The sequence below is a fragment of the Nocardia sp. NBC_01009 genome (assembly GCF_045208035.1).
In the GTDB taxonomy this organism is placed as follows: domain Bacteria; phylum Actinomycetota; class Actinomycetes; order Mycobacteriales; family Mycobacteriaceae; genus Nocardia.
Map to the genome: position 1 here is coordinate 4,914,589 of NZ_CP108695.1, position 21,861 is coordinate 4,936,449.

Annotated in this window: 11 protein-coding genes and 2 pseudogenes; 5 read left to right on the top strand and 8 right to left on the bottom strand. The window is 66.3% G+C overall.

Features of this window, described 5'->3' with window-relative positions:
* Nucleotides 1–30: 30 nt before the first annotated feature.
* The 4 genes from OHA42_RS21995 to OHA42_RS22010 all read right to left on the bottom strand — a co-directional run bounded on the left by OHA42_RS21995 (nt 31) and on the right by OHA42_RS22010 (nt 8,703).
* Complete coding sequence (locus tag OHA42_RS21995; RefSeq protein ID WP_406229763.1) at nt 31–4,272, bottom strand: TIGR02680 family protein; 4,242 nt, start codon at nt 4,270–4,272, stop codon at nt 31–33.
* 3 nt (nt 4,273–4,275) lie between these two features.
* Nucleotides 4,276–5,688, bottom strand: coding sequence for a TIGR02678 family protein (locus OHA42_RS22000; RefSeq protein ID WP_406239523.1), 1,413 nt, complete (start codon nt 5,686–5,688; stop codon nt 4,276–4,278).
* The gene (locus OHA42_RS22005) at nt 5,688–7,244 is read right to left on the bottom strand and encodes a TIGR02677 family protein (RefSeq protein WP_406239525.1); all 1,557 of its coding nucleotides are present in this window, start codon (nt 7,242–7,244) and stop codon (nt 5,688–5,690) included. The genes OHA42_RS22000 and OHA42_RS22005 overlap by 1 nt, the downstream gene beginning before the upstream one ends.
* Nucleotides 7,245–7,587: 343 nt before the next feature.
* Nucleotides 7,588–8,703, bottom strand: coding sequence for an XRE family transcriptional regulator (locus OHA42_RS22010; protein ID WP_406229764.1), 1,116 nt, complete (start codon nt 8,701–8,703; stop codon nt 7,588–7,590).
* A 341-nt stretch (nt 8,704–9,044) separates the two neighbouring features.
* Between OHA42_RS22010 and OHA42_RS22015 the strand changes: the two genes are divergently transcribed.
* On the top strand, nt 9,045–9,350 hold the full coding sequence (locus tag OHA42_RS22015) for a hypothetical protein (protein ID WP_406229765.1): 306 nt from the start codon (nt 9,045–9,047) through the stop codon (nt 9,348–9,350).
* Here the strand turns inward: OHA42_RS22015 and OHA42_RS22020 are convergent.
* Nucleotides 9,252–11,852 (bottom strand): AMP-binding protein, encoded by a 2,601-nt coding sequence (locus tag OHA42_RS22020; RefSeq protein WP_406229766.1) that lies wholly within the window; start codon nt 11,850–11,852, stop codon nt 9,252–9,254. The genes OHA42_RS22015 and OHA42_RS22020 overlap by 99 nt on opposite strands.
* Before the next feature lie 85 nt (nt 11,853–11,937).
* On the bottom strand, nt 11,938–12,840 hold the full coding sequence (locus tag OHA42_RS22025) for a PAC2 family protein (RefSeq protein ID WP_406239527.1): 903 nt from the start codon (nt 12,838–12,840) through the stop codon (nt 11,938–11,940).
* Nucleotides 12,841–12,988: 148 nt separating this feature from the next.
* On the opposite strand from OHA42_RS22025, the gene metH reads away from it, so the two are divergent.
* Both metH and OHA42_RS22035 read left to right on the top strand, forming a co-directional pair.
* Entirely contained in the window at nt 12,989–16,585 is a 3,597-nt protein-coding gene (gene metH / locus OHA42_RS22030; RefSeq protein WP_406229767.1) for a methionine synthase, read from the top strand.
* A gap of 275 nt (nt 16,586–16,860) precedes the next feature.
* Nucleotides 16,861–18,738 (top strand): annotated as a pseudogene (locus OHA42_RS22035) (arylsulfatase); the annotation flags it as partial.
* A gap of 5 nt (nt 18,739–18,743) precedes the next feature.
* Here the strand turns inward: OHA42_RS22035 and OHA42_RS22040 are convergent.
* Together OHA42_RS22040 and OHA42_RS22045 are read right to left on the bottom strand one after the other, a co-directional pair.
* A pseudogene (locus OHA42_RS22040) lies at nt 18,744–19,449 on the bottom strand (formylglycine-generating enzyme family protein); the annotation flags it as partial.
* Nucleotides 19,450–19,855: 406 nt separating this feature from the next.
* Complete coding sequence (locus tag OHA42_RS22045) at nt 19,856–20,536, bottom strand: winged helix-turn-helix transcriptional regulator (protein WP_406229768.1); 681 nt, start codon at nt 20,534–20,536, stop codon at nt 19,856–19,858.
* 349 nt (nt 20,537–20,885) lie between these two features.
* Between OHA42_RS22045 and OHA42_RS22050 the strand changes: the two genes are divergently transcribed.
* Together OHA42_RS22050 and OHA42_RS22055 are read left to right on the top strand one after the other, a co-directional pair.
* Complete coding sequence (locus OHA42_RS22050) at nt 20,886–21,227, top strand: hypothetical protein (protein WP_406229769.1); 342 nt, start codon at nt 20,886–20,888, stop codon at nt 21,225–21,227.
* A 95-nt stretch (nt 21,228–21,322) separates the two neighbouring features.
* Complete coding sequence (locus OHA42_RS22055; protein WP_406229770.1) at nt 21,323–21,697, top strand: VOC family protein; 375 nt, start codon at nt 21,323–21,325, stop codon at nt 21,695–21,697.
* Nucleotides 21,698–21,861 lie beyond the last annotated feature (164 nt).

Below are 21,861 nucleotides of genomic sequence, written 5' to 3' on the forward strand. Positions count from 1 at the left end.
CGTCTGCCGGGACCACCGAGTCGGACATGTTCAGCTGACCTGGACGGTTTCGGCCCGGGTCGCTGTACCGGCTTCGTTTCCTGGCATGTCCGGCAATGTGAGTCCCCCTTCGATCGTGTTCGCTACCCGGCGGCGGTTGGGGGAGCCGAGGGCTGTGGTGAGGTCGGTGCCGTCGTGTTCGGCGAGGAGGTCGCCGCTGTCCCAGACCAAAAGGGTTGCGCTGACGGTGTTTTCGGCGGCAGAGTGGGCGAGGTCGTAGTGCGCACAGCCGGGGACGTGGGTGTAGGTGATCCAGAGGTCGTAGCCGGTCATGAACAGGTCGAGATCGAATTGGACGCTGAGGCCGAGTAGTTCGCTGCGGCCGTTGTCGTCGACGCCTGCGAAGGCTTCGTCGAGTGCCAGGAGGCGGGGGGCCTGGGGGTCGGCGGAGTCGAGCATGACATGGGCGGCGGCGAACAAAGGCAGGTGCAGCGACACCGACTGCTCGCCGCCGGACAACGCGCTGTGGCGGGCGACGGTGAGTTTGTCTTCGCTGCCGTCGGCGGAGATGAGGGTGAAAGAGAAGACTCGCCAGGTCCGGTAGTCCAGTGTTGCGGCAAGGATTTCGGGGTAGGAGCGTTCGGGGTGGGCGGCGCGCGCGGTGCGGATTTCGGAGGCGAAGTGAGCGCGGATGGCGGCGAGATCCTCGGCGACCAGTGACGAGGAGTCGCGGTCGAGAAGCTTGCACATCGCGCGCGCCGGATCCGACAGGGTGTCGCCCAGTACCCAGTGCACGCCGATGGTGTTGCCCGAGGACATCCGCCGCTGCTTCATTTCCGCGCCCATGCGGGCGATGAGATCGCGGGCGTCGCTGGTGCGTTCGTAGATCTGCTGGGCGAGTCCGGTCAGCAGCGCGTCTTCCAGGATGCGGCGTTCGGCGTCGGTGAGCAACAGCTCTTGATCATGGCGGGCCTGGTCGATGCGGGTCGCGAAATCCGCGAGCGCCGACAGTCCGTGGTCGTCCTGGACCTGGACGACGGTCAGTCCGTCGGCGGCGTCCCATTGCAGCCGATAGTCCCGGCCGCACCCGGCGAGTGCGGCATCGAACTCCTGCAGCGCAGCGGTGACCGCGCTGCGGGTGGACTTACGGGCGGCCTCACCCGCGCGCACCGAAGCTGTTGCCGTGGAGAGATTTTCGAACAGCTCGGCGACTTCCTCCGGCAGCACCTGCGGTTCGGCCGCTGGCCCCGCCGCGGCGATCCGGTACAGCAACTGTTCGGGAGTCGACCACGCGGCCGCACTGCTGGGCCAGCGACCGTCGGCGGGCGCGCCCAGGAGTGTGAGCAGGTCCGGTTGTGCGTACGGGGCAAGACTTTTCACATCGGCGAGCACCTCGGTGAGTGCGGTGCCGAGCGATTCGTGTGCGGTGCGGTAGGCGGCCTCGGCATCGCCGACCGCTTCGATCGCTTCGTTGGCGGCCTTGCGGGCGGCCTTCTGCTCGGCCCGTGTCGCCTCGATCTTTTCCCGCGCCTGGTCGAGTTCCCGATCGATGTCGGCGGCGCCCGCACCGAGCGCCTCGCGCAGCGTCTCCAGCTTCCGCAACTGTTCCTGGTAGCCGGCCTGCGCGGCTTCGGCCTCCTCGGCGAATGCCTCGGCGAGATCACGGGCCTCGTCGAAACGGTCGACGCCTTCGCGTTCGCGTTCACGCTCCCGCTCGTGGTCGGTGCGCAAGCGCAGCAGGCCCATTCCGGTGTTCTCGAAATGCCGGATGGCGGCGGCGAGTGCGTCGATATCGCGGGCATCGCGCGGCGTGCGGTGCTGGACCGCGACGGCACGTAGCTTCTTCTCGACCGCCGACACGTCCGCAACAGCTTGGTCGAGATCGCGCTCGGCCTGTTGGACCGCCTCGGAGCGGGAACGCATCATGCCCGCGGTCTCCGAGACCGCGCGCAGCGCCGCCGCCACTGCGGTCGGGCGGGGAAGTGCCTTCGCGGCCGCGGAGATGCGGGCGAGCTCGGCCGCGGCCGCGGCCTCCTGGTCCTGCGCCTGCTGCCGCACACTCTCGGCGGCCTCGATCGCCGCCGAGAGTTCGGTCATGCGGATTTCGCGGCGCTTGGCACGTGCGGTCGCGCCGATGAACTCTGCGTCGGGCTTGTGGTGGCGGCCGACCTGAACGCCCTGACGGAAGCCACCGGTCGTGCTGACCGCCACTGCCGCACCGAGATCGGCGTCGCTGTCGTGCAACGCGATCGAGGCCAGCACTTCGGCGACAATCGGCTTCGGCACGGTGAGTTCGTCGGAATCGTCCTCGACGACAAGGACATCGGCGAGTGTGCGCCCCGTCGGTCGTGCCGTCGCGGGCAGGGGAACCAGGAACTGATCGGAGGCGTAGTCGGACGGCAGCTCGGATTCCGCGCAGACCCAGCTGTCGAGCAGGTCCGCGGCATGCAGCGCGGCCTCGATACCCGCTGCTGTCGCCGGAGTGACATCGTCGGCGAACCGGACCAGCCGCCACAGCGGTGCGCCGGGCCTGCCCTCCCTGGCATCGGTGCGGGCGAGGTAAACCGGTGGCGCCTCATCGCGTTGGGCAGCCACCCGATCGCGCTCGATGGTGAGTTCGGTGATCCGTTCGCCTGCCGCCGCCGCGGTGGCTCGTGCCTCTCGGCGGCGGTTGCGGATCTCTTCCAGCAGCGGTTCGGCGTGTTCGGTGAGCACCTCGGACATACTCGCGGCCTCATCGGTTCCCGCGTGTGCCAGCGCCGCGTCGAGTGCCTGGAACAGCCCTTTCGCGATGGGGGAGTAGACCTCTCGGTGCGCGTCCCACCAGGACCGCAGTGCGCCCGACGCCTCGGTGCGCGCCAGCACTACCGCCGCCTCGGTGTGTGCGACCTCGGCCGCGGCCGACTCACGCAATTCCCTTGCCCGCTCGGCCAGTCGCTCGGCCCTGGTCCGTTCTGCGGCCGCCGAATCCATCACACCGAGCGCCTTGCGGACCGCGCGCACATCGGCGTCGCGTTCCTCGGCCTGACCGCGCACCGCCGCCGTCAGCTGGTCGGCGCGGGTCTGTTCGGGCAGCGCGGTCCAGTTGATGCCCGCTTCCTCGGCCGCGGCGCGCAGCTCGTCCTCGCCGCGAGCCAGTGCGGCCGCCGCATTGCGCACCGCCGCCTTGGCGCGCTCGGCCTCCTGGCCGCGTTGATCGAGGGTCTGGCGCGCCTTGAGCGCCTTGTCGCCGTGCACGCCGGCCGAGGTCTCCAGCTTGCGCACGGCGTCGGCGAGATCGTCGAGCTGCTGCTTGCCCTCGTAGGCGCTGGAGCGCTGCAGCGTTTCCCGATCGGAGAGAGCCTGCTCGTAGGAGCGGTCGGCATCGTCGGCGCGTGCCTCGGCGGCGGTGCGTTCGCTCTCGCGCCGCTCGCGCAGCGCGGTCGCGGCGAAAAGAGCGGTGCCGGCGTGGGTCACTGCGTCCAGGCGGGCGCGCACTTGATCGACATCCGTCTTCGCCTGCACCGCAAGGTATTTCCGGTACACGCCGACGAAAGCCCTGGTCGCCGTGTCGGCATGGACCAGGCCCTCCAGGGTACGACCGACCTCCTCCATATCGCTGAAGGACCGTGCGGCGTCGAGGATCAGCTGCTCGTCGAGCGGGCGCAGTCCGTCGGTCAGCGCCTGCGAAAGGCCGCGCGGGTCCAGGTTCTTGGCTAGCTGTGGACGGCGCAGCGTGAGGATCAGGTTGATCAGCTGGTCGTAGCGCTGGGTGCCGAGACCGAACATGCGCGCGTCGATGGCGGTGCGATATTCGACCGGCCGATCGACGATGGCGTCGGTGCCGATCTGCTCGGCGAGCTGTTTTCGTGTCAGCGGCCTGTCGTCGGGTCCGATGAGCGAAAAGTCGACGCCCGCACGACCATCGGCGACGAAATACCAGCGGGTGACCTTGTCGGAGGAGCGCGTCGCCCGCATGCCGATGCCGACAGTCACCACCTCCGGGTCCTCCCAGCTGCCGCGCGCGAACTCCATCCACACATAGGAGTAGGCCGATTCCTGCTTGCGGTACAACAGGTTCGACTTCATTGTGCGCTCTTCACCGGCGAACGGATTGAGCCTGCGCGGCTCGATCCTGCCGTCCAGCACGAACGGGAACAGCACCTCGAGCGCCTTGGTCTTGCCGGAACCATTGGGGCCGCGCAGCACCAACCTGCCGTCGGCGAAACAGAATTCCTGATCGCGGTAGTCCCACAGGTTGACGATTCCGGCGCGGGTCGGGACGAACCGCACTCCGCCATGAATGAGCGACATGATCTACATCCCTTCCGTACCAACGCTGTCGGCCCCGATGGTGTCGGAGGCGGTGACGAAGAGTTCCGCGGTTCGCTTGGTCCGCACCGTGACGACCGCGCCGCGATAACGGGCCAGAGCGGGCAGAATGACCAGCCCGTCCGAGACCGCGCGGAGCAGGCGCAGGCGCTCCAGCAGCGCGACGACCTCGGTGGTGAGACCAGGGACGTCGGCCTGCCACTGCGCGGCGAAGGTGAGGCCGTAACGGTCGGTCAGCGCCTGGACCGTTTCCCGCACCCAGGCCGACTCGATGAACGGGTAGGTCACTTCCTCCGGCGTTTCCGCGGATGCTTCCCGCACCGAATCCGGTTTGCCCGCACCGAAATCCGTCGACGGCAGATCGGCTAGCGGGGCGAACACCGTGGCTGCCGGGATGACGTCGTCGAGTTGCGCTGCCAGTGCGGTCGCCGGGTCCGGCGCGGCTGGGCGTCGCGGCACCGGATTGTCGATGTCGAGCACCCGATCGGCGATCTCACCGACCAGCAGCAGCGCCACCTGGGCCAGGGTCCCGGTGCCGGGAAACCTGATGTCCGAGAATCGCCCAGAGGTATCGATGAGCGCGACGCCCTCGGCCCGGCGTTCGGCGCGCAGACCGGTGAACAGCTCCACGTCCGCGACGACCCGGTCCTGCACGAGCAGCGGGCGTTCGTCGTCGGCGAGGTCCTCGGCATAGACGACGGGGCGCTCGACGAGGGTCCTGCGCACCCGGCGGGCACTATCGGAAAGATGCGCGGGCCCGGCCGGATGGGCCATCGCATCCTCGGTGAGCAGCCCTTCCACACTGTGCAGGTGCTGCAGCGCCCGTGGCGGACGGAACAGTGCGAACACCACAGGGCGGTCGATGTCGTAGAGAGCCTCGCCCGCTTCCGGGTCCGCCGCCCAACCGCCCGCATCGCCGTCGGCGAGTGTGAGTGCGCCGCGCGCTGCCAGCCAGCCGACCGCATCGACGAAGGCGTCGCGGTCCGCCGCCCGATCCGGGGCGAGGTCGAGTCCGTCGACCCTGCCGGTGTAGGCGGCGACCTGATCGGCCAACTCCGACAAGGTGATCTGGTCGCCCGCGCGGCCGAGCGCGGCCAGCGCCAGCGCGAGGTAGGCGTATCGGCGGCGATCGAAAACGCGGTCGGCGACGGTACGGGCGGGCTTGCCCGCATCGAGCCGGTCGATCACCGGGAAGACCCGAGCCGTGGTCTCGGTGACCTCCAGCCGATAGCCGAACAGCTCCGCGAGGTCTTCCCGCAATTCGGTGGCCCAGCGGCGGATCAGCGGCAGCGCGATCCGATCCGGGTAGGCCCGGGTCACCAGGTGATTCGCCAGGATCACCCTGGCTGCGCGCTGGTAGTTGTCCAGCGCCAGCGAGTCGATGCGGCGTGCGTGGATCATGCGCGGCCCCCGCGTGATTCGGACTTTCCGGCGGCGGTGCGTGTCCGGGTCGTCTGCCGGACATCGAGTTTGCGATTATTCAGATGCAGCAGCCCGCGCGTGGTGCGTACCACCGTCGGGCCGGCATGCTCCGACACCGTGAGTGTGACTCCGCTATCGGAGCCCGTTGTCCCGTCCACCCGCCCACTCACCGGCACCCATGCCGTCGAGGCCGCATCGAGCAGCCGCAACAACACCTCGGTCTCCCGCTCGTCGAGCACCCGTTCGTGGACGTCCGCGGCGGCGAGGGACCTCGCGGCCTCGGCGCGTGCCCGCTGCGCATCCAACTGCGCTTCGCGCAATCGCCGAATTCCTGCATCATTGCGCTGAATTCGCGCGGGAGCACCCGCCGTCGGCGTGCGACCGGTCTCGGCCAAGGTCCGCGAAATCTCGAGTGGCGGCGCGTCCCACCAGGATCGAGTGGCCGGAATCAGTTCCGCGTCTGGATGCTCCAGCGCCACATGTCGCGGCCTGCCCAAGCCGAACACCGCATCGAACAGTGCATGTGCACTGTCGGTCGTGGGCGCGGCGGTGAACCAGCCGGCCAGGTGCCGCAACGCGGACTCCCGGCTCACACCACCCCGTCGGGTTTCGGTCACCCGTCGCAACAGCGACAAGACCGCGGCGATCGCGCTCATGGTCGCCTCGCGCAGCCGCTCGGCCTCGGTCGACGACGACTCGCCGGTTTCGGCCGCCGCCGCTACGAACCAGGTCCGCAACCCGTGCCATCGCGCCCGCCAATCGGCTTGCCGTTCGGCAAGACTCAGCAAAACCCGCTCATCGCAGCTCGCCGCCCGCTCGACGAGTTCCGCCGCGCCGGTCTCGTCGATCTCCCCGATCGCAGCGGCCAGCCGTGGCGCGAAGCGCGCGAGGTCCATGCTGAAGTCGCGCATGTGCGCGAGCAAGGCATCCTTGTGCGCGAGAAACGACTCCGGGGTGATCTCGGTGGTGCGCACCATGTCGCCGAGCGAAAGATAGAAGTGCGCGGCCCGGGCGGCCATATCCGACAGGGTGGCGTCGAGCCGCCGCAGCGTCCGGTAGACGCGCTCCGCGTCGCCGGCCCGGTTGGCCTCGGCGAGCGCATGGAGATCGGCCAATAGTTCCGGCAGCACCAGCCGCGACAACGACGCCTCGTCCAATCGGGACTCCAGCACACCTGCGACCGCACGATAGGCCTGGAACCCGGCCTGCGTGAGCTGATAGACGTAATGCCGATTGCGATACTCGGCCAGCGTGGCGGCCCGGGTGCCGTCATAACTGCGCTCGAGCACCCCCCACTGATGCAACTGGTCGAGCAGCGGCCCGATCTCCGCCCCCGTCAGCCGCGGCACCTCCAACTGCCCGTCACCCTCGACCAGTTCGGCCTGCGGACGTCCGCCGTTGCGGTCGATCCACTCGGCCACATCGTCGGCGTGCAACAACACGACATACGCCGCCCGAGCACTGTCGAATGCCCGCAGCACCCACAGGTACTCGGTCCGCTTCTCAGCGGTAGCGAAAGAAAACAGCCGCAGCCGTTCATCCCACAGCGCGGGCGCGGCACTCGGCAAGCCGTCGACGGAGTCGGTCACCGGGAACAGGGTAGTAGCGGGGTGGTCGCCGCCTACAAGAACGACCCCCATTCGGCGTGGCTGTGTCCGGTTTGCGAGCGTTCGCCACGCGGTTGTGCGAAGTCGCAGGCTACCGAAGGCGCCGAGGTACCAGACGAGCGTTTCGCCCCGGGCACGGACGCGTCCGAAGTATCGATGTCGATGTCGTCGCGGTGGCGAAGGCGGCTCGGCCCTCGGTTCGTCGGTCATGACCGGCCGTGGTGTATCGAACGCTACGGCGAATCAGCATGTGCCGACCGGCAAATGATCACTCGGTCGCCAGCGACCGCAGCTGGTCGAGGTACACCAGCGTGCGCGGATCGCCGGGGAACCGCTCGATAATTTCCCGAGCCGTCTCGCCCGCGATCCACATCAGGGAGGGCAGCGATCGGCGTCTCCCCGCGAACGCCCGCATGCCCTCGTGCAACGCCAACTCCAGGTCACGGTCGCGCACGGCCACTACGGCGAGGGTGAGACGGGCCTCCGACACTCGCATCGGGTTGCGGACGGTGCCGTCCGCGCGGGTCGAGTTGCGGATGACTTCTCGGGCAAAGGATTCGGCGCGCGAATCCTCTCCGGCCACGCGGCAGCAATCCATGGCGTAGAAATCGAACTTGTTCGGATCGACGACGAAATGGTTGTCCAGATTCGAGGGATGGTCGAGTCGCTCCAAGATTGCTCGGCCCTCGTCGAGCGACGCCTCGACCTCGCAGCGCTCGCCGAGGCGAGCCCACGCCTTCGCACGTTGTGCGGACAGCTGGACGCCGACACCGAGGTTCCGGCTGGTCTGCAAGGCCAGGTCGACGGCCTCGATGGCGCCACGATAATTGCCCTGGGTGAGGGCGAACCAGGCCGCCATTTCCGCACTCCACCCGATGATTTCGGCGTTTTCGGCCTCCTTGCCGAGCGAGTAGGCGGCGCGACGGGTCGCCTCCGCGGTGGTCCGCCGGCCGAGGTCGTAGTCGACGCAGCCGACCAGCAGCGCGACCCAACCGGCGAGCACCAGTATTTCCCTGTGTTGCAACAACGTCAGGCGGCCGTCGAGCAACGAGGTGATACGCCGCAACCATGCGGTTCCCTCGATGTGCAGATCGTGCGGGTCGGCGTAGGGGTACTCGCAGCACAACCGCTCGGCGGTGATTCGAATGGCATCGAGGGTGGCCGTGGAGACGTCGGACATGCGGAGCCTGCCGATGAACTCCAGGGTGTCCATGCCGGTGGCCGAGAGCAGTTCATCGTCCCGGTTCGGCCTGGCTTTGGGGAAGAACGCCGCGGTCACGGTGTCGAAGGCGGCGGCGATGATAGGGGCATAGAAATCATCGGGACGCGACTCGCCCGATTCCCAGCGTCGCCAGTTACGCAGGAGTGTACTGTCGGTCGGCAAGTTGTGGGATGACTTGAGGCGCATAACGCGGACGGCATCTGCTTGTGACCACCCCCGTGCGTCGCGCTCGGAGCGCATCCGGACAGCCCAGACGGGTCGATCGTCTCCAGCGGCCACGTCTGTAGTATCGCACCAGTTAACGTTCGGTGGCCCGGATAGGGCATTTAGATGTCACTGGTTGACAGCTGCATTCGCAGCATGTCGTCCTACATGCTGGGTATGGGCGCGGAGAGTTTGCCGCCCCCGAATGCAAGAACATCTGCTCTTGCAGGAACGCAGTACCCCACCAATGGGGAGATCCACATAAGAGAACAGCGATCCCCAATCCAACGGAGGTTCGGGTGGAAGCGTTGATCTATGGATACTTGCGTGACGATCTGGCCGACGGCCAGAGCGAAGAGCTCGAGGATGCACTACGCACCCATGCCCGCGCAGAAGGGCTCTGCTTCGCCGCAACGTTCCATGAATCGACCTCAGGTGACGGCACGGCCTTGGTCGAGCTGACACAGGAGCTCAAGCGTGCGGATGCGCACCACGTGGTGGTGCCGTCACTCGATCACTTTGCCGGCCAGACGATTCCGCGAGACATGCTGATCGCGAAACTGGCTCAGGAAGCGGCGGCCGAAGTCCTGACTCTCGAGAGCTGAGCCTCTCGGCAACGACCATCGCCGCAGGCCCGCCACCACCCTCGTCGCGGCGACACCCGCCCCGAGTGCTGCGAGCAGCGCCGCAACATGGTGTTGCCCGAAGAGCGGATACACCTGCCAGTGCAACAGGTAGACGAACAGTGAGCTGTCGGCCAGCACTGCGGCCACGCCGGCGATGAGCGCAGGAACCCGTACTGCGGGCAGCCAGAACAACAGCAGCAGACCCGCCATGACGAGGCGCTCCCGATCGGCGACATCGACATCGGGAATGTCGAAGTAGCCCGTCACCGACATCAGCATGACCGCGCTCACCAGCAGCCGTTGCCAGATCGTGCGCGCTTTCGCGGCCGCCCAGCCCAGCGCGAAGAACCAGCAGGCCAGCGGCGAGAAGGGTACATCGTGCGCGGAGTACAGGCCGAAAGACTTGACCCGGAACAGCAGGGTGACTGCGACGAGCACCATGGCGAACCAGAACGGATCGCGCCGCTCGAGCCTGTCGAAGAACGGAATACGAACCAGTAGCGCGGCCGCGATCATGAACAGCACCAGCACCTCGATGAACCACAGGTGCCCGGCCGTGTCGCTGTCGTGCGGCCCGAGAATCTTGTTGAGCAGCAACACGTTCTGCCAACCGTAATAGTCGGAGAACAGTAGCGTGAGCGCCACCCACGCTGCGGTCGGAATCGCGATCAGGGCGGCGGTGCGCAGCGCGTGGTGCAGCCGCTGCGCGCGCGGCGCCGCGGTCACCGCGAAGCGGGCGAAGTTGAATCCCGCCACGCCGAGCAGCACATGTGCACCGCCCCACAAAGTGAAGATGCCGATGTGCGATCCCGCGATCAGCACGATGCCTACTGCCCGCAGCAATGTCGAGGGGTCGAGCGAGCGGCCGAACGTAGTGTTGCCGCTCGGGATCCGTTCGAGCTCGGCGACGGTGAGCGCGGGCCAATCGGCCGGGAGCCTGCCGAGCGCGCGTTCGAGTCGGGCGGAGGTCGTCACGTAGGTGAGCGAGTTGCCACCGAGATCGACGAAGCTGCTGTCGGGTCGGATCAATGCGGGGTCGAGGCCGAGCGCGTCGGAGTAGAGGGCGCGGATGTCTCGGGTGGTCGACGGTACGGCGCCGGGCAGGCTACGGATCGCCGGATAGTCCGGCTTTCCGTTGGCCAGGCGGGGCAGTTCGTCGACCGGGCAGGTGCGGATGGCGGCGGCGGGCAGTCCGGACAGTCGGGCCGCGGTGGCGGTGACCTCGGTGCTCGAGCGGACATCGGCATCGCGCTGGGCCGCGATCACCAGGTGTTCCCCACTCTCGGTGCAATTGGTCGTGAATCCCGCTGCAGCCAAGCGTGATTCGAGCCGCTGCAGATCGATGCGCAGGCCGAAGATCTTCGCGAACCTACTGCGCCGGCCGACCACCTGATACAGGCCGTCGGCGGTGCGGCGCGCCAGGTCGCCGGTCCGCAGCGCCTCGACGGTGTGGCCGAGCGCGAGATCAGCGGGGGACTGCGCGTACCCCATCATCACGTTGGGGCCGTGATAGACGAGCTCGGCCGCGGAGTCGTCGTCCACCTGCTCCAGGCTGAAACGCCCGCCGGGGATCGGAACGCCGATGCACTCCGGGTGTTCGGCGGCGAGCTCGGGCGGGAGGTAGGCCATCCGGGCGGTTGCCTCGGTCTGGCCGTACATGACGAAGAAATCCCAGCCCGAACGTGCCCCGAGCTGCGCGTAGGCGCGCACCCGCTCGGGCGCAAGACGCCCGCCCGCCTGCGTGATGTAGCGCAGATCGGGCAACCGCATCCGGTCGAAGCCGACCCGGTCGAGCAGATCGATCGTGTACGGGACGGCGGCGAAGGACGTCACACGATGACTGCGCACCTGATCCCAGAACTTGTCGTCCAGGACGGACCGCTCGGTGAGCAGCAGGCTCGCGCCGCGCAGGAGATAGCTGTGGACGACCGAGAGCCCGTAGCAGTAGAACATCGGCAACGTGGTGGCGGCGCGGTCGTCCGGACCGATGGACAGGTACTCGGCGATGGCGGACGCGTTCGACATCAGATTCATGGTGGACAATCGCACCAGCTTCGGGGAACCGGTCGACCCCGAAGTGCTCAGCAGCAGCGCGAGATCCGGGTGCAGGTCGTGCGCCGACTTCGCGCGGTGCGCAACGGGCGCACCGGCATCGACTACGACATCCGGATCGTAGGTGTCGAGCAATTCTTCGGTGATCTCGGCGGCGAGCAGAACGGCAGAGCCGGTGCTCAGCGCGCCGAGATACGCGACGAGCGAATCGATGTCGTTGCGCGCCGCAAGTGCGACGAGCCGCCGGTGCGGTCCCAGTTGCGTCGCGTATCCCTCGACGAGTGTCGCCAGCTGCGCATAGGTGACCCGCTGCAAACCATCCGCCACCGATCCCGCTGCTGTGACACCCGCCGAAGGAGATCGAGAGCAGAGCACGGCGATCCGGTCGTCATAACTGCGAAGGTGCGCGACGATCGGGGAAATAGTCACCGTAAAAGTCTATGTGGGAAGCCTTTCCTCACCGACACGTGGCCCCACGGCGAACATCCGGTGAACTGTGCTAACGCCGCGGCGATTACAGCCCGAAACTGCCAGGACCACGCCTGCGCAGGTACTTTTCGAACTCGGCGGCGATAGCATCGCCATCGATCTTGGCCATCGCGTCGTTCACATCGACTGCCGCGTCGCCACGTTCCTCGAGCGAGCGCACGTACTCGCTGATCTCGTCGTCGCCGACGGTCATCTCGTTGACCGCGACCTCCCAGTCCTCGGCCTGCTTGGGCAGTTCGCCGAGGGGCACTTCGATGTCGAGGACGTCCTCGACGCGGTGCAGCAGGGCGATGGTCGCCTTCGGATTCGGCGGCTGTGAGACGTAGTGCGGCACAGCGGCCCAGAACGACACCGCGGGCACTCCCGCCTTCACGCACTGATCCTGCAGTACTCCGGTGATCCCGGTCGGACCCTCGTAGCGGGTCTGTTCCAGATTGAACCGTTCGGCTGCTTCCTTGCTATAGGCCGAGCCGGTGACGGGAACCGGGCGGGTGTGCGGGGTGTCGGCGAGCAGCGCACCGAGAATGACCACGGTCTGCACGCCGAGCTGTTCGATGAACTCGAGCAGGTCCGAACAGAAGCTGCGCCAGCGCATGTTCGGCTCGATGCCGCGCAGCAGCACCACGTCGCGATCGCTGCCCGGCGGCGAGCACACCGACAGCATGGTCGAGGGCCACTGGATTTCCCTGGTCACACCGTCGACCTGACGCACGGTCGGCCGATTGACCTGGTAGTCGTAGTAGTCCTCGGAATCGAGTTCGGCAAGCGGCTCGGCATCCCAGATCAGTTCCAGATGCTCAACGGCGCCACTGGCCGCGTCACCCGCATCGTTCCAGCCCTCGAAGGCGGCGACGAGCACCGGATCCCGCAAAGTGGGCAGTTCCGGCTCGGGTGACACCGGGGATTCACTGGAGTTCACCCCGCTCAGCCTACGGTGTGTGAGGAAGCTCTGTTGACTTTGCCACGCCTGCAGCGCTGCGTGTTCGCCGTGGCTGCGGGTGCCGTCTGGGTCGGTGTGGCGGCGGACACCCGTACGGTGGTACGGGTTGTCGCACCTGCCCATTAGGCTTGAGCCCATGTCTGCGCCCATTCCCGCCGAGTTCGATACCACGCTTCTCGACACGCTCAGCCGGCGTGTTGTGATCGGCGATGGCGCGATGGGCACCATGTTGCAGGCGGCGGATCTGACACTCGACGACTTCCGCGGGCTCGAGGGGTGTAACGAGATCCTCAACGACACTCGTCCGGATGTGCTGCGCGATATTCATCGCGCGTACTTCGAGGCGGGCGCCGACGCGGTCGAGACCAATACCTTCGGCTGCAATCTGCCGAATCTGGCCGACTACGACATCGCGGACCGAATTCGCGATCTGTCCGAGCGTGGGACCCGGCTGGCGCGCGAGGTCGCCGACGAGATGGGGCCGAGCGCCGACGGCACGCCGCGCTATGTGCTCGGGTCGATGGGGCCCGGCACCAAGCTGCCCACCCTGGGTCACGCCCCGTACGTCGCGCTGCGCGATGCCTACGGCGAGGCCGCGCTCGGCATGCTCGACGGCGGCGCCGATGCCATTCTGATCGAGACCTGTCAGGACCTGCTGCAGGTGAAGGCCGCGGTGACCGGCAGCCAGCACGCGATGGCGAAGCTGGGCAGACGGATTCCGATCATCACCCACGTCACCGTGGAAACCACCGGGACCATGCTGGTCGGCAGCGAGATCGGCGCGGCGCTGAGCGCGCTGGAGCCGCTCGGCATCGACATGATCGGGTTGAACTGCGCGACCGGACCGGATGAGATGAGCGAGCATCTGCGCCATCTGTCCCGGCACGCGCAGGTGCCGGTGTCGGTGATGCCGAACGCGGGCCTGCCTATCCTCGGCGCGCACGGCGCGGAGTACCCGCTGACGCCCGAAGAATTGGCAATCGCGTTGCGCGGCTTCGTTTCCGAGTTCGGGCTCGCACTGGTCGGCGGTTGCTGCGGCACCACGCCCGAGCACATCCGTCAAGTCACCGCGGCGGTGCGCGAGGTCGAATCGACGCTGCCACCCATCAATGCTCGCCGTACGCCAGTACACGAGCCGAGTGTGTCGAGTATGTATACGGCGGTGCCGTTCGAGCAGGACGCCAGCATCTTGATGATCGGTGAGCGCACGAACGCCAACGGCTCCAAGGCTTTCCGCGATGCGATGCTCGCAGAGGACTGGCAGAAGTGCTTGGACATCGCCAAGGATCAGACCCGCGACGGCGCCCACATGCTCGACCTCTGCGTTGACTACGTCGGCCGTGACGGCACCAAGGACATGGAGGCGCTGGCCAGCAGGCTGGCGACAGCATCGACACTGCCGATCATGCTCGACTCCACCGAAACACCGGTGCTGCAGGCCGGTTTGGAGCATCTCGGTGGCCGCTGCGCGGTGAACTCGGTGAACTACGAGGACGGCGACGGCCCGGATTCGCGCTTCCAGCAGACGATGAAGCTGGTCGCCGAGCACGGCGCCGCCGTGGTCGCGCTGACCATCGACGAGGAAGGCCAGGCCCGTACCGCCGAGACGAAGGTGGCGATCGCCGAGCGGCTCATTGCCGACATCACCGGCAACTGGGGTGTGCGCGAGAGCGACATCATCATCGACACGCTGACCTTCACCCTCGGTACCGGTCAGGAGGAGTCGCGCCGCGACGGCATCGAAACCATCGAGGCCATCCGGTTGCTCAAGAGCAAGCACCCCGAGGTGCAGACGACTCTCGGCCTGTCGAACATCTCCTTCGGCCTGAATCCCGCGGCCCGTCAGGTGCTGAACTCGGTGTTCATGCACGAATGCGTCCAGGCCGGACTGGATTCCGCGATCGTGCACGCCTCGAAGATCCTGCCGATGGCGCGCATCCCTGACGAGCAGCGCGAAACAGCACTGGATCTGGTGTACGACCGCCGCACCGAGGATTACGACCCGCTGCAGAAGCTGATGGGACTGTTCGAGGGGGTGTCGACGTCGTCCTCGCGCGCCTCGCGTGCCGAGGAACTGGCCGCGCTGCCGCTGTTCGAGCGCCTCGCCCGGCGCATCGTGGACGGCGAGCGCAACGGCATGGAAGACGATCTGAACGTGGCGATGCAGGAGGTGCCGCCGCTGCAGATCATCAACGAAACATTGCTGTCGGGCATGAAAACGGTCGGTGAGCTCTTCGGTTCCGGCCAGATGCAGCTGCCGTTCGTGCTGCAGTCGGCCGAAGTGATGAAGGCGGCTGTCGCGCACCTGGAGCCGCATATGGAGGCCACCGACGACAGCGGCAAGGGCCGCATCGTGCTGGCCACCGTCAAGGGCGATGTGCACGACATCGGCAAGAACCTCGTCGACATCATCCTGTCGAACAACGGCTACGAGGTGGTGAACCTCGGCATCAAGCAGCCCATCGCGACCATCCTGGACGCGGCCGTGGACAAGAAGGCCGACGTGATCGGCATGTCCGGGCTGCTGGTGAAGTCGACGGTGGTGATGAAGGAGAACCTACAAGAGCTCAACTCCAAGGGTGTTGCCGAGCAGTTCCCCGTGCTGCTGGGTGGTGCGGCGCTGACCCGCGGCTATGTCGAGAACGACCTGACCGAGGTATACGAGGGCGACGTGCACTACGCCCGCGATGCGTTCGAAGGCCTGCGGCTGATGGACGACATCATGACCCGCAAGCGCGGCGGCGGTATCGACCCCGACAGCCCGGAGGCGATCGCGGAGCGCGAGAAGGCCGCCGAACGCAAGGCTCGCCACGAGCGTTCCAAGCGCATCGCCGAACAGCGCAAGGCGGTCGAGGTGCCGGTCGAGGTGCCCGCACGCTCGGATGTGGCCGCGGATCTGCCGGTGCCGGTGCCGCCGTTCTGGGGCACCCGCGTGGTGAAAGGTCTTTCGCTGCAGGAATATTCGGGGCTACTCGACGAGCGCGCGCTGTTCCTCGGCCAGTGGGGTCTGCGCGGCCAGCGCGGCGGCGAGGGGCCAGGCTATGAGGAACTGGTGGAGACCGAGGGCAGGCCGCGGCTGCGGTACTGGCTCGACCGGCTCAGCACCGAGAGCGTGCTGCAGCATGCCGCGGTGGTGTACGGATACTTCCCCGCCGTATCCGAGGGCGATGACGTCATCGTGCTGACCGAGCCGAGTCCGGATGCGCCGGAACGGTATCGGTTCACCTTCCCGCGTCAGCAGCGCGACCGCTTCCTCTGCATCGCCGACTTCATTCGCTCCCGCGAGCAGGCGAAGCAGACCGGCCAGGTGGATGTGCTGCCGTTCCAGCTGGTGACCATGGGTCAGCCGATCGCCGACTTCGCCAATGAACTGTTCGCCGCCGACAACTACCGCGACTACCTCGAGGTGCACGGCATCGGCGTGCAGCTCACCGAGGCGCTGGCCGAGTACTGGCACCGCCGCGTCCGCGAAGAGTTGGTTCTGGAAGGGCACTCGGTCGCCGAATCCGACCCGGCGGACGTGCAGGACTACTTCAAACTCGGCTACCGCGGCGCTCGCTACTCCTTCGGCTATGGCGCCTGCCCCGAATTGGAAGACCGCGCGAAGCTGGTGGACCTGCTGGAAGCCGCTCGCATCGGGGTGGTCCTCTCCGAGGAGTTGCAGTTGCATCCCGAGCAGTCGACCGACGCGTTCGTGCTGCTGCATCCCGAGGCGAAGTACTTCAACGCCTGATCTGCCTTACCGCTGCTGGGAACAACGGATCGATCGGCTGCTGACTCGGTCACGTTCGCGCTCCAACCGATCGCTCTTGATCTTGATCAGGTTCTGGATCCGAGTGATCTTTTGTGCGGAGCTTTCGGCGGGTGCCACACCGGTAGGAGTCGCCTCCAGCAGGCTTCGAGGTGGGTGCTGTTACGCACGTTTACCTGCGCTAACGGCCCTGTTCAAGTGGGTTTGCCGGTGGTGTAGTGGACGAAGAGGGGGATCCCCCGTACGAGGAGCAGGCAATGGCCAAGCCATTCAGAGGTCTCGTCAATCTCGACATTCGCGACTCGATCCCCGACTGGGGACCGTACGAGCAACCGAAGGCGCCACCGGGGTCGCCGAACGTGCTGTACATCGTGCTCGACGACGTAGGATTCGGGGCCCTGGGCTGCTATGGCGGCCCGATCGACACTCCGAACATCGACCGGATCGCGGCCAACGGTCTGCGCTACGGCCAGTGGCACACCACAGCGCTGTGTTCCCCGACCCGATCCTGCCTGCTGACCGGCCGCAACCACACCACCAACGGCATGGCATGCATCAGTGAGGCGGCGGTCGGCTTCCCCGGTGCGAACGGGCACATCCCGCCGGAATGCGCCACCCTCGCCGAGGTCCTGGTCGAGCAAGGCTTTTCCACCGCGATGGTCGGCAAATGGCATCTGTGTGCCGAGGACGAGATGAATTTGGCGTCCACCAAAAGGAATTGGCCGATCGGCCGCGGATTCGAGCGTTTCTACGGCTTCCTCGGCGCCGAGACCAACCAGTGGTACCCCGACCTGGTCCACGACAACCATCCCGTCGAGCAGCCCGCCACCCCGGAGCAGGGCTACCACTTCAGTGTCGACATCACCGACAAGGCCCTCGACTACCTCGGAGACGTCAAGGCGATTGCACCGGACCGGCCGGTGTTCCTGTACTACGCGCCCGGCTGCGCCCACGCCCCGCATCAGGTGCCCCGCGAATGGGCAGACCGCTACCGCGGCCGGTTCGACGCCGGCTACGAGGCAATGCGGGAGCAGATCCTGGCCCGGCAGAAGGAGATGGGTCTGGTCCCCGCCGACACCGAGTTGCCGCCGCTGAACCCGATCGGCACTCCCGAGACTCGCACCGGCCCAGATGGGAAACCCTTCCCGGCATTGGACTACACCAAACCGTGGGACACCCTCTCCGACGACGAGAAACGTCTGTTCGCCCGGATGGCCGAGGTGTACGCGGGATTCGTCTCGCACTGCGATGATCAGATCGGTCGGCTGCTGAACTATCTCGATGACATCGAGCAGCTCGACAACACCATCATCGTGGTGGTCTCCGACAACGGCGCCAGTGGCGAAGGCGGCCCCACCGGGTCGGTCAATGAGAACAAGTTCGCCAACGGTGTTTCGGACGATCTGGCCGAAAATCTCGCCAAACTGGACGAGTTGGGTGGCACCAAGACCTACAACCACTACCCGAACGGGTGGGCGATGGCCTTCAACACCCCGTTCAAGATGTGGAAACGCTACTCGTTCAACGGCGGTACCGCCGACCCGTGCATCTTCTCGTGGCCCGCGGGGATCGAAGCGCGCGGCGAGACCCGGGACCAGTACCACCACGCGATCGACGTGGTCCCGACGTTGTTGGACTGCATCGGCATCGAACTTCCGGACACGGTGAAGGGGTACACCCAGCACCCCCTGCAGGGTGTGAGCATGCGCTACAGCTTCGATGCCGCCAACATCCCCACCGCCAAGCGCACCCAGTTCTATTCGATGCTCGGCACCCGGGGTATCTGGCACGACGGCTGGAAGGCCGTCACCACCCATCCCGCGATCAGCGGCTGGGGTCACTTCCCGGAGGATACCTGGGAGCTCTACCACTGCCAGGCGGACCGATCGGAGCTTCGCGATCTCTCCGCCGAGGAGCCCGTGCGGCTCGCCGAGCTGGTTGGGTTGTGGTTCCACGAAGCCGGTGCGAACCAGGCGTTGCCGCTCGACGATCGCGCCGCCGTCGAGATCGTCACCACCCCGCGTCCGCAGCTCGCGCCGCCTCGAAACCGGTACGTCTATCGACCCGGTGGAGCCGAGGTACCCGAGTCCGTCGCGGTCAACATCCGCAACCGTTCGTACTCGATCGGCGCGCTTGCCTTGGAATGGTCGGCGGTGTAGTAGTCCACCGTCCACTCCCACACATTGCCCGCCATATCGCGGAGTCCGATAGCCGTTCGACGGGAACCGGCCCACCGGCGACGTGCCCGCGACGCCGTCCCCATTGAGGTTCTCCCAGGGAAACCGGCCCTGCCAGACGTTGGCGGCGCGCCTGCCGCCAGGTTCGTGCGTTGCGCCCCATACGAACGGTTGCCGGTCCAGGCCACCCCGGGCGGCGAATTCCCACTCTGCTTCGGTCGGCAGTTGCTTGCCGGCCCACTGGACGTAGGCCGAGGCGTCGAACCAGGACACGTGGGTGACCGGATGGCGTTGCCGTCCATCGAGACTGCTGCCGGGGCCCTGCGGATGGCGCCAATCCGCACCCGGCGTAAACGACCACCAGCGCCAGTAGTCGTCGAGCGGCACCGGTCCTGGGGTGGGGGTGAACACCAAGGAACCGGGCACCAGTAACGACGGGTCTGCTTGCGGGTGTTGCACCGGTTCTGGCGGTGTTTCTGCGGTGGTGACGTATCCGGTGTCCTTCATGAACCGCCGGAACTCCGCCACTGTCACCGGATGGGTATCCATCCAGAAACCATCCACGGTGGCCTGATGAACGGGACTTTCTTCCGGATAGAAGTTTTGGGATCCCATCCAGAAAGTCCCGCCCGGGATCCACTCCATGTTCTTCGGAGCCGTACGTGTCATAGAATTCAGCGTTTCATAGTTGGCTCCAGTGCAGGAGTGATCCACGCGGTCGGTCGGCTTCAAACCCTATTGCGACCAGTGCTTATTCGGTGAAGTCGCGCCGGTCCACGAGCAACTTTCGTGTCGCAGTCATCGCTGGCGGTCGGACTGGCGATGCACGCCAGAAGCCGGCGACGGCGAAGAATGCGTAGATTCCGCGCGTCGGTCCGAGGTTGGAAAGCGCTGGGAGACAATTCACGCATCCCGGTGGATTCAGCGGTCGGTCGACTCGGCTCGCGATTAGACCACGTCTCACGTGGTGGTGGTACAGCCCCAGCCCTCGCTGTAGCACTGACCTGCGGCAAGAAACTCGCGAAATCAACCACATGAGACGCGGTCTCAGCGGGACTTTTCGCAGATCTGGTCCTCAACCTCCGTATAGCAGCCGGTTGAGGGCCAGAAGGTCGCCCACAAAGGCAACGCTCCCTTCGGCGAGCGCAGCGTCGAGCGAGGCTGGATCGGCCAGCAGACTGCCGAGCGTCTTAGGGTCCGTACGAAGCGAGATGTCGGCCGTGGCAGGTTCACCGCTGTGCACCTGAACGTTTCCGGAGTCTGCGCAGACCGTCCAGACCGAGCCGTCGAGGTCGAGGCGACAAACGATCGGCGGCGCTGCCGGGTCGGGACGAGCGGCACCTCGCAGGAAGATCAGCACCGAGGTGGCGCTGAGTGAGGTGGGCTCCGTGGGGTTGGGGGCATCGATCCCCCAATCGCCCAGAGCTAGCACGATCGGTTCCAGCTTCCGGCCCCACTCTGTCAGTTCGTAGACCTGTGGGCCTGCCGTTGACGCCAGTTTGCGGCGACGGATCACTCCGTGATGTTCGAGTTCTCGAAGTCGATCGGCAAGCAGGTTCGAGCTGGCGTTAGGCAGGGCGTGCCGAAGCTCGGAGAAGCGTTGTGGCACCAAGAGCAGCTCCCGGACGACCAGCAGTGCCCACCGCTCCCCGACAACGTCGAGAGCCCGAGCTATCCCACATGAGTCCCGATAGCTACGGCTGGTCGGCATGGCTACTTCCTCCTTGTCCCACTCCGATTCGAAACTGCCACTCATAGTAGTTGCTTTTCACAACTCTTTGCCCACCGCTCTCCGGCAACGTCGAGAGCCCGAGCCATCCCACATGAGCCCCGATAGCTACGGCTGGTCGGCATGACTACTCCCTCCTTGTCCCACTCCGATTCGAAACTGCCACTCATAGCGGTTGTTTTTCACAACTCCTTGTGGTTATTGTTTAGAAGTCGACCCGGCGGAGCCAGTGAGGTCAGGCGATGGCGCTCGGCGGCGATCTGGCGCTCGGAAGGACAGATCCATGCGACAGCCAGTGCCCACTCCGAGATCACCCCGATCCGGCGGTGGAGCCAGCGTCAAGGTCGCGCAATAACCCGGCAAATAGGAGCCTGCAATGAGTATTTCGACCCCGGCCTCAGCTCAGAAGCCCCAGCATGCATCGATCGTGGATCCCGATGCGCACCAAGTCTTGTTCGAGAATGAACACGTTCGGGTGATCCATGCGCGCGCCTCGCACGGTTGGGAAAGTGCGATGCACTCGCACCCGCCGATGCTGGTGGTCAACCTCGGCTCCGGGCGACAGAAAGTGACCTGGGCGGATGGGACGACGCAGATCGTGGATCTGAACCCTGGTGCGGTCGTCTGGCAAGAGAACGCTTTCGATCACGCCTGGGAATTGCTGGCGGGCGAAGTGAACGTGATTCTCGTTGAGGTCAAGTCGGCATCCACGACATGAGACACGGTCTCGAATCCCACGCATGAATCGGCAGCAGGCCCACTCCGGGCCTGCCGCGTACTACCAGCACTCGCACACAATAAGGAGATTCGCCAATGACCACCCCGAAACCCGGCAGCATCCTGCTCGGCACCACCCAGCCCGCGGTCCTGCGCGACTGGTACCGCAAGGCACTCGCGCCAGAGCACACGGGCGAAGGACCGATCGATCTCGGAGGGTTTCTGCTAGTCATCGATCAACGGGACGACGTCGGCTCGAAAACCAATGAGCCGGGCCGGGTGATCCTCAACTTCCACGTCGACAATTTCGACGAGGTCGAGGAACAGCTGCAGGCGGCGGGCGTGGATTGGATCGCCCCCGCCGAGGATCGCCCGTCCGGCCGCTTCGCGACGTTCGCCGACCCTGACGGAAACTATCTTCAGATCATCCAGTTCGCGGAACGGGTGAGCCCGGCCTCGACCCACACATAAGCTCAGTGAGCGGAAAGAAGTACCCGCGCTGCGCGGGCCGGGCTGATGAGAAAACTGTCCTGGCCCGCACGGCGGTTGACGGCGGTTAGTGGAACGAGCATCGAGCCCGCCGTGATCAGCACCGGAAACTGTCGTAGCTTTCTGCTACCACGGAGGTCTCGCGC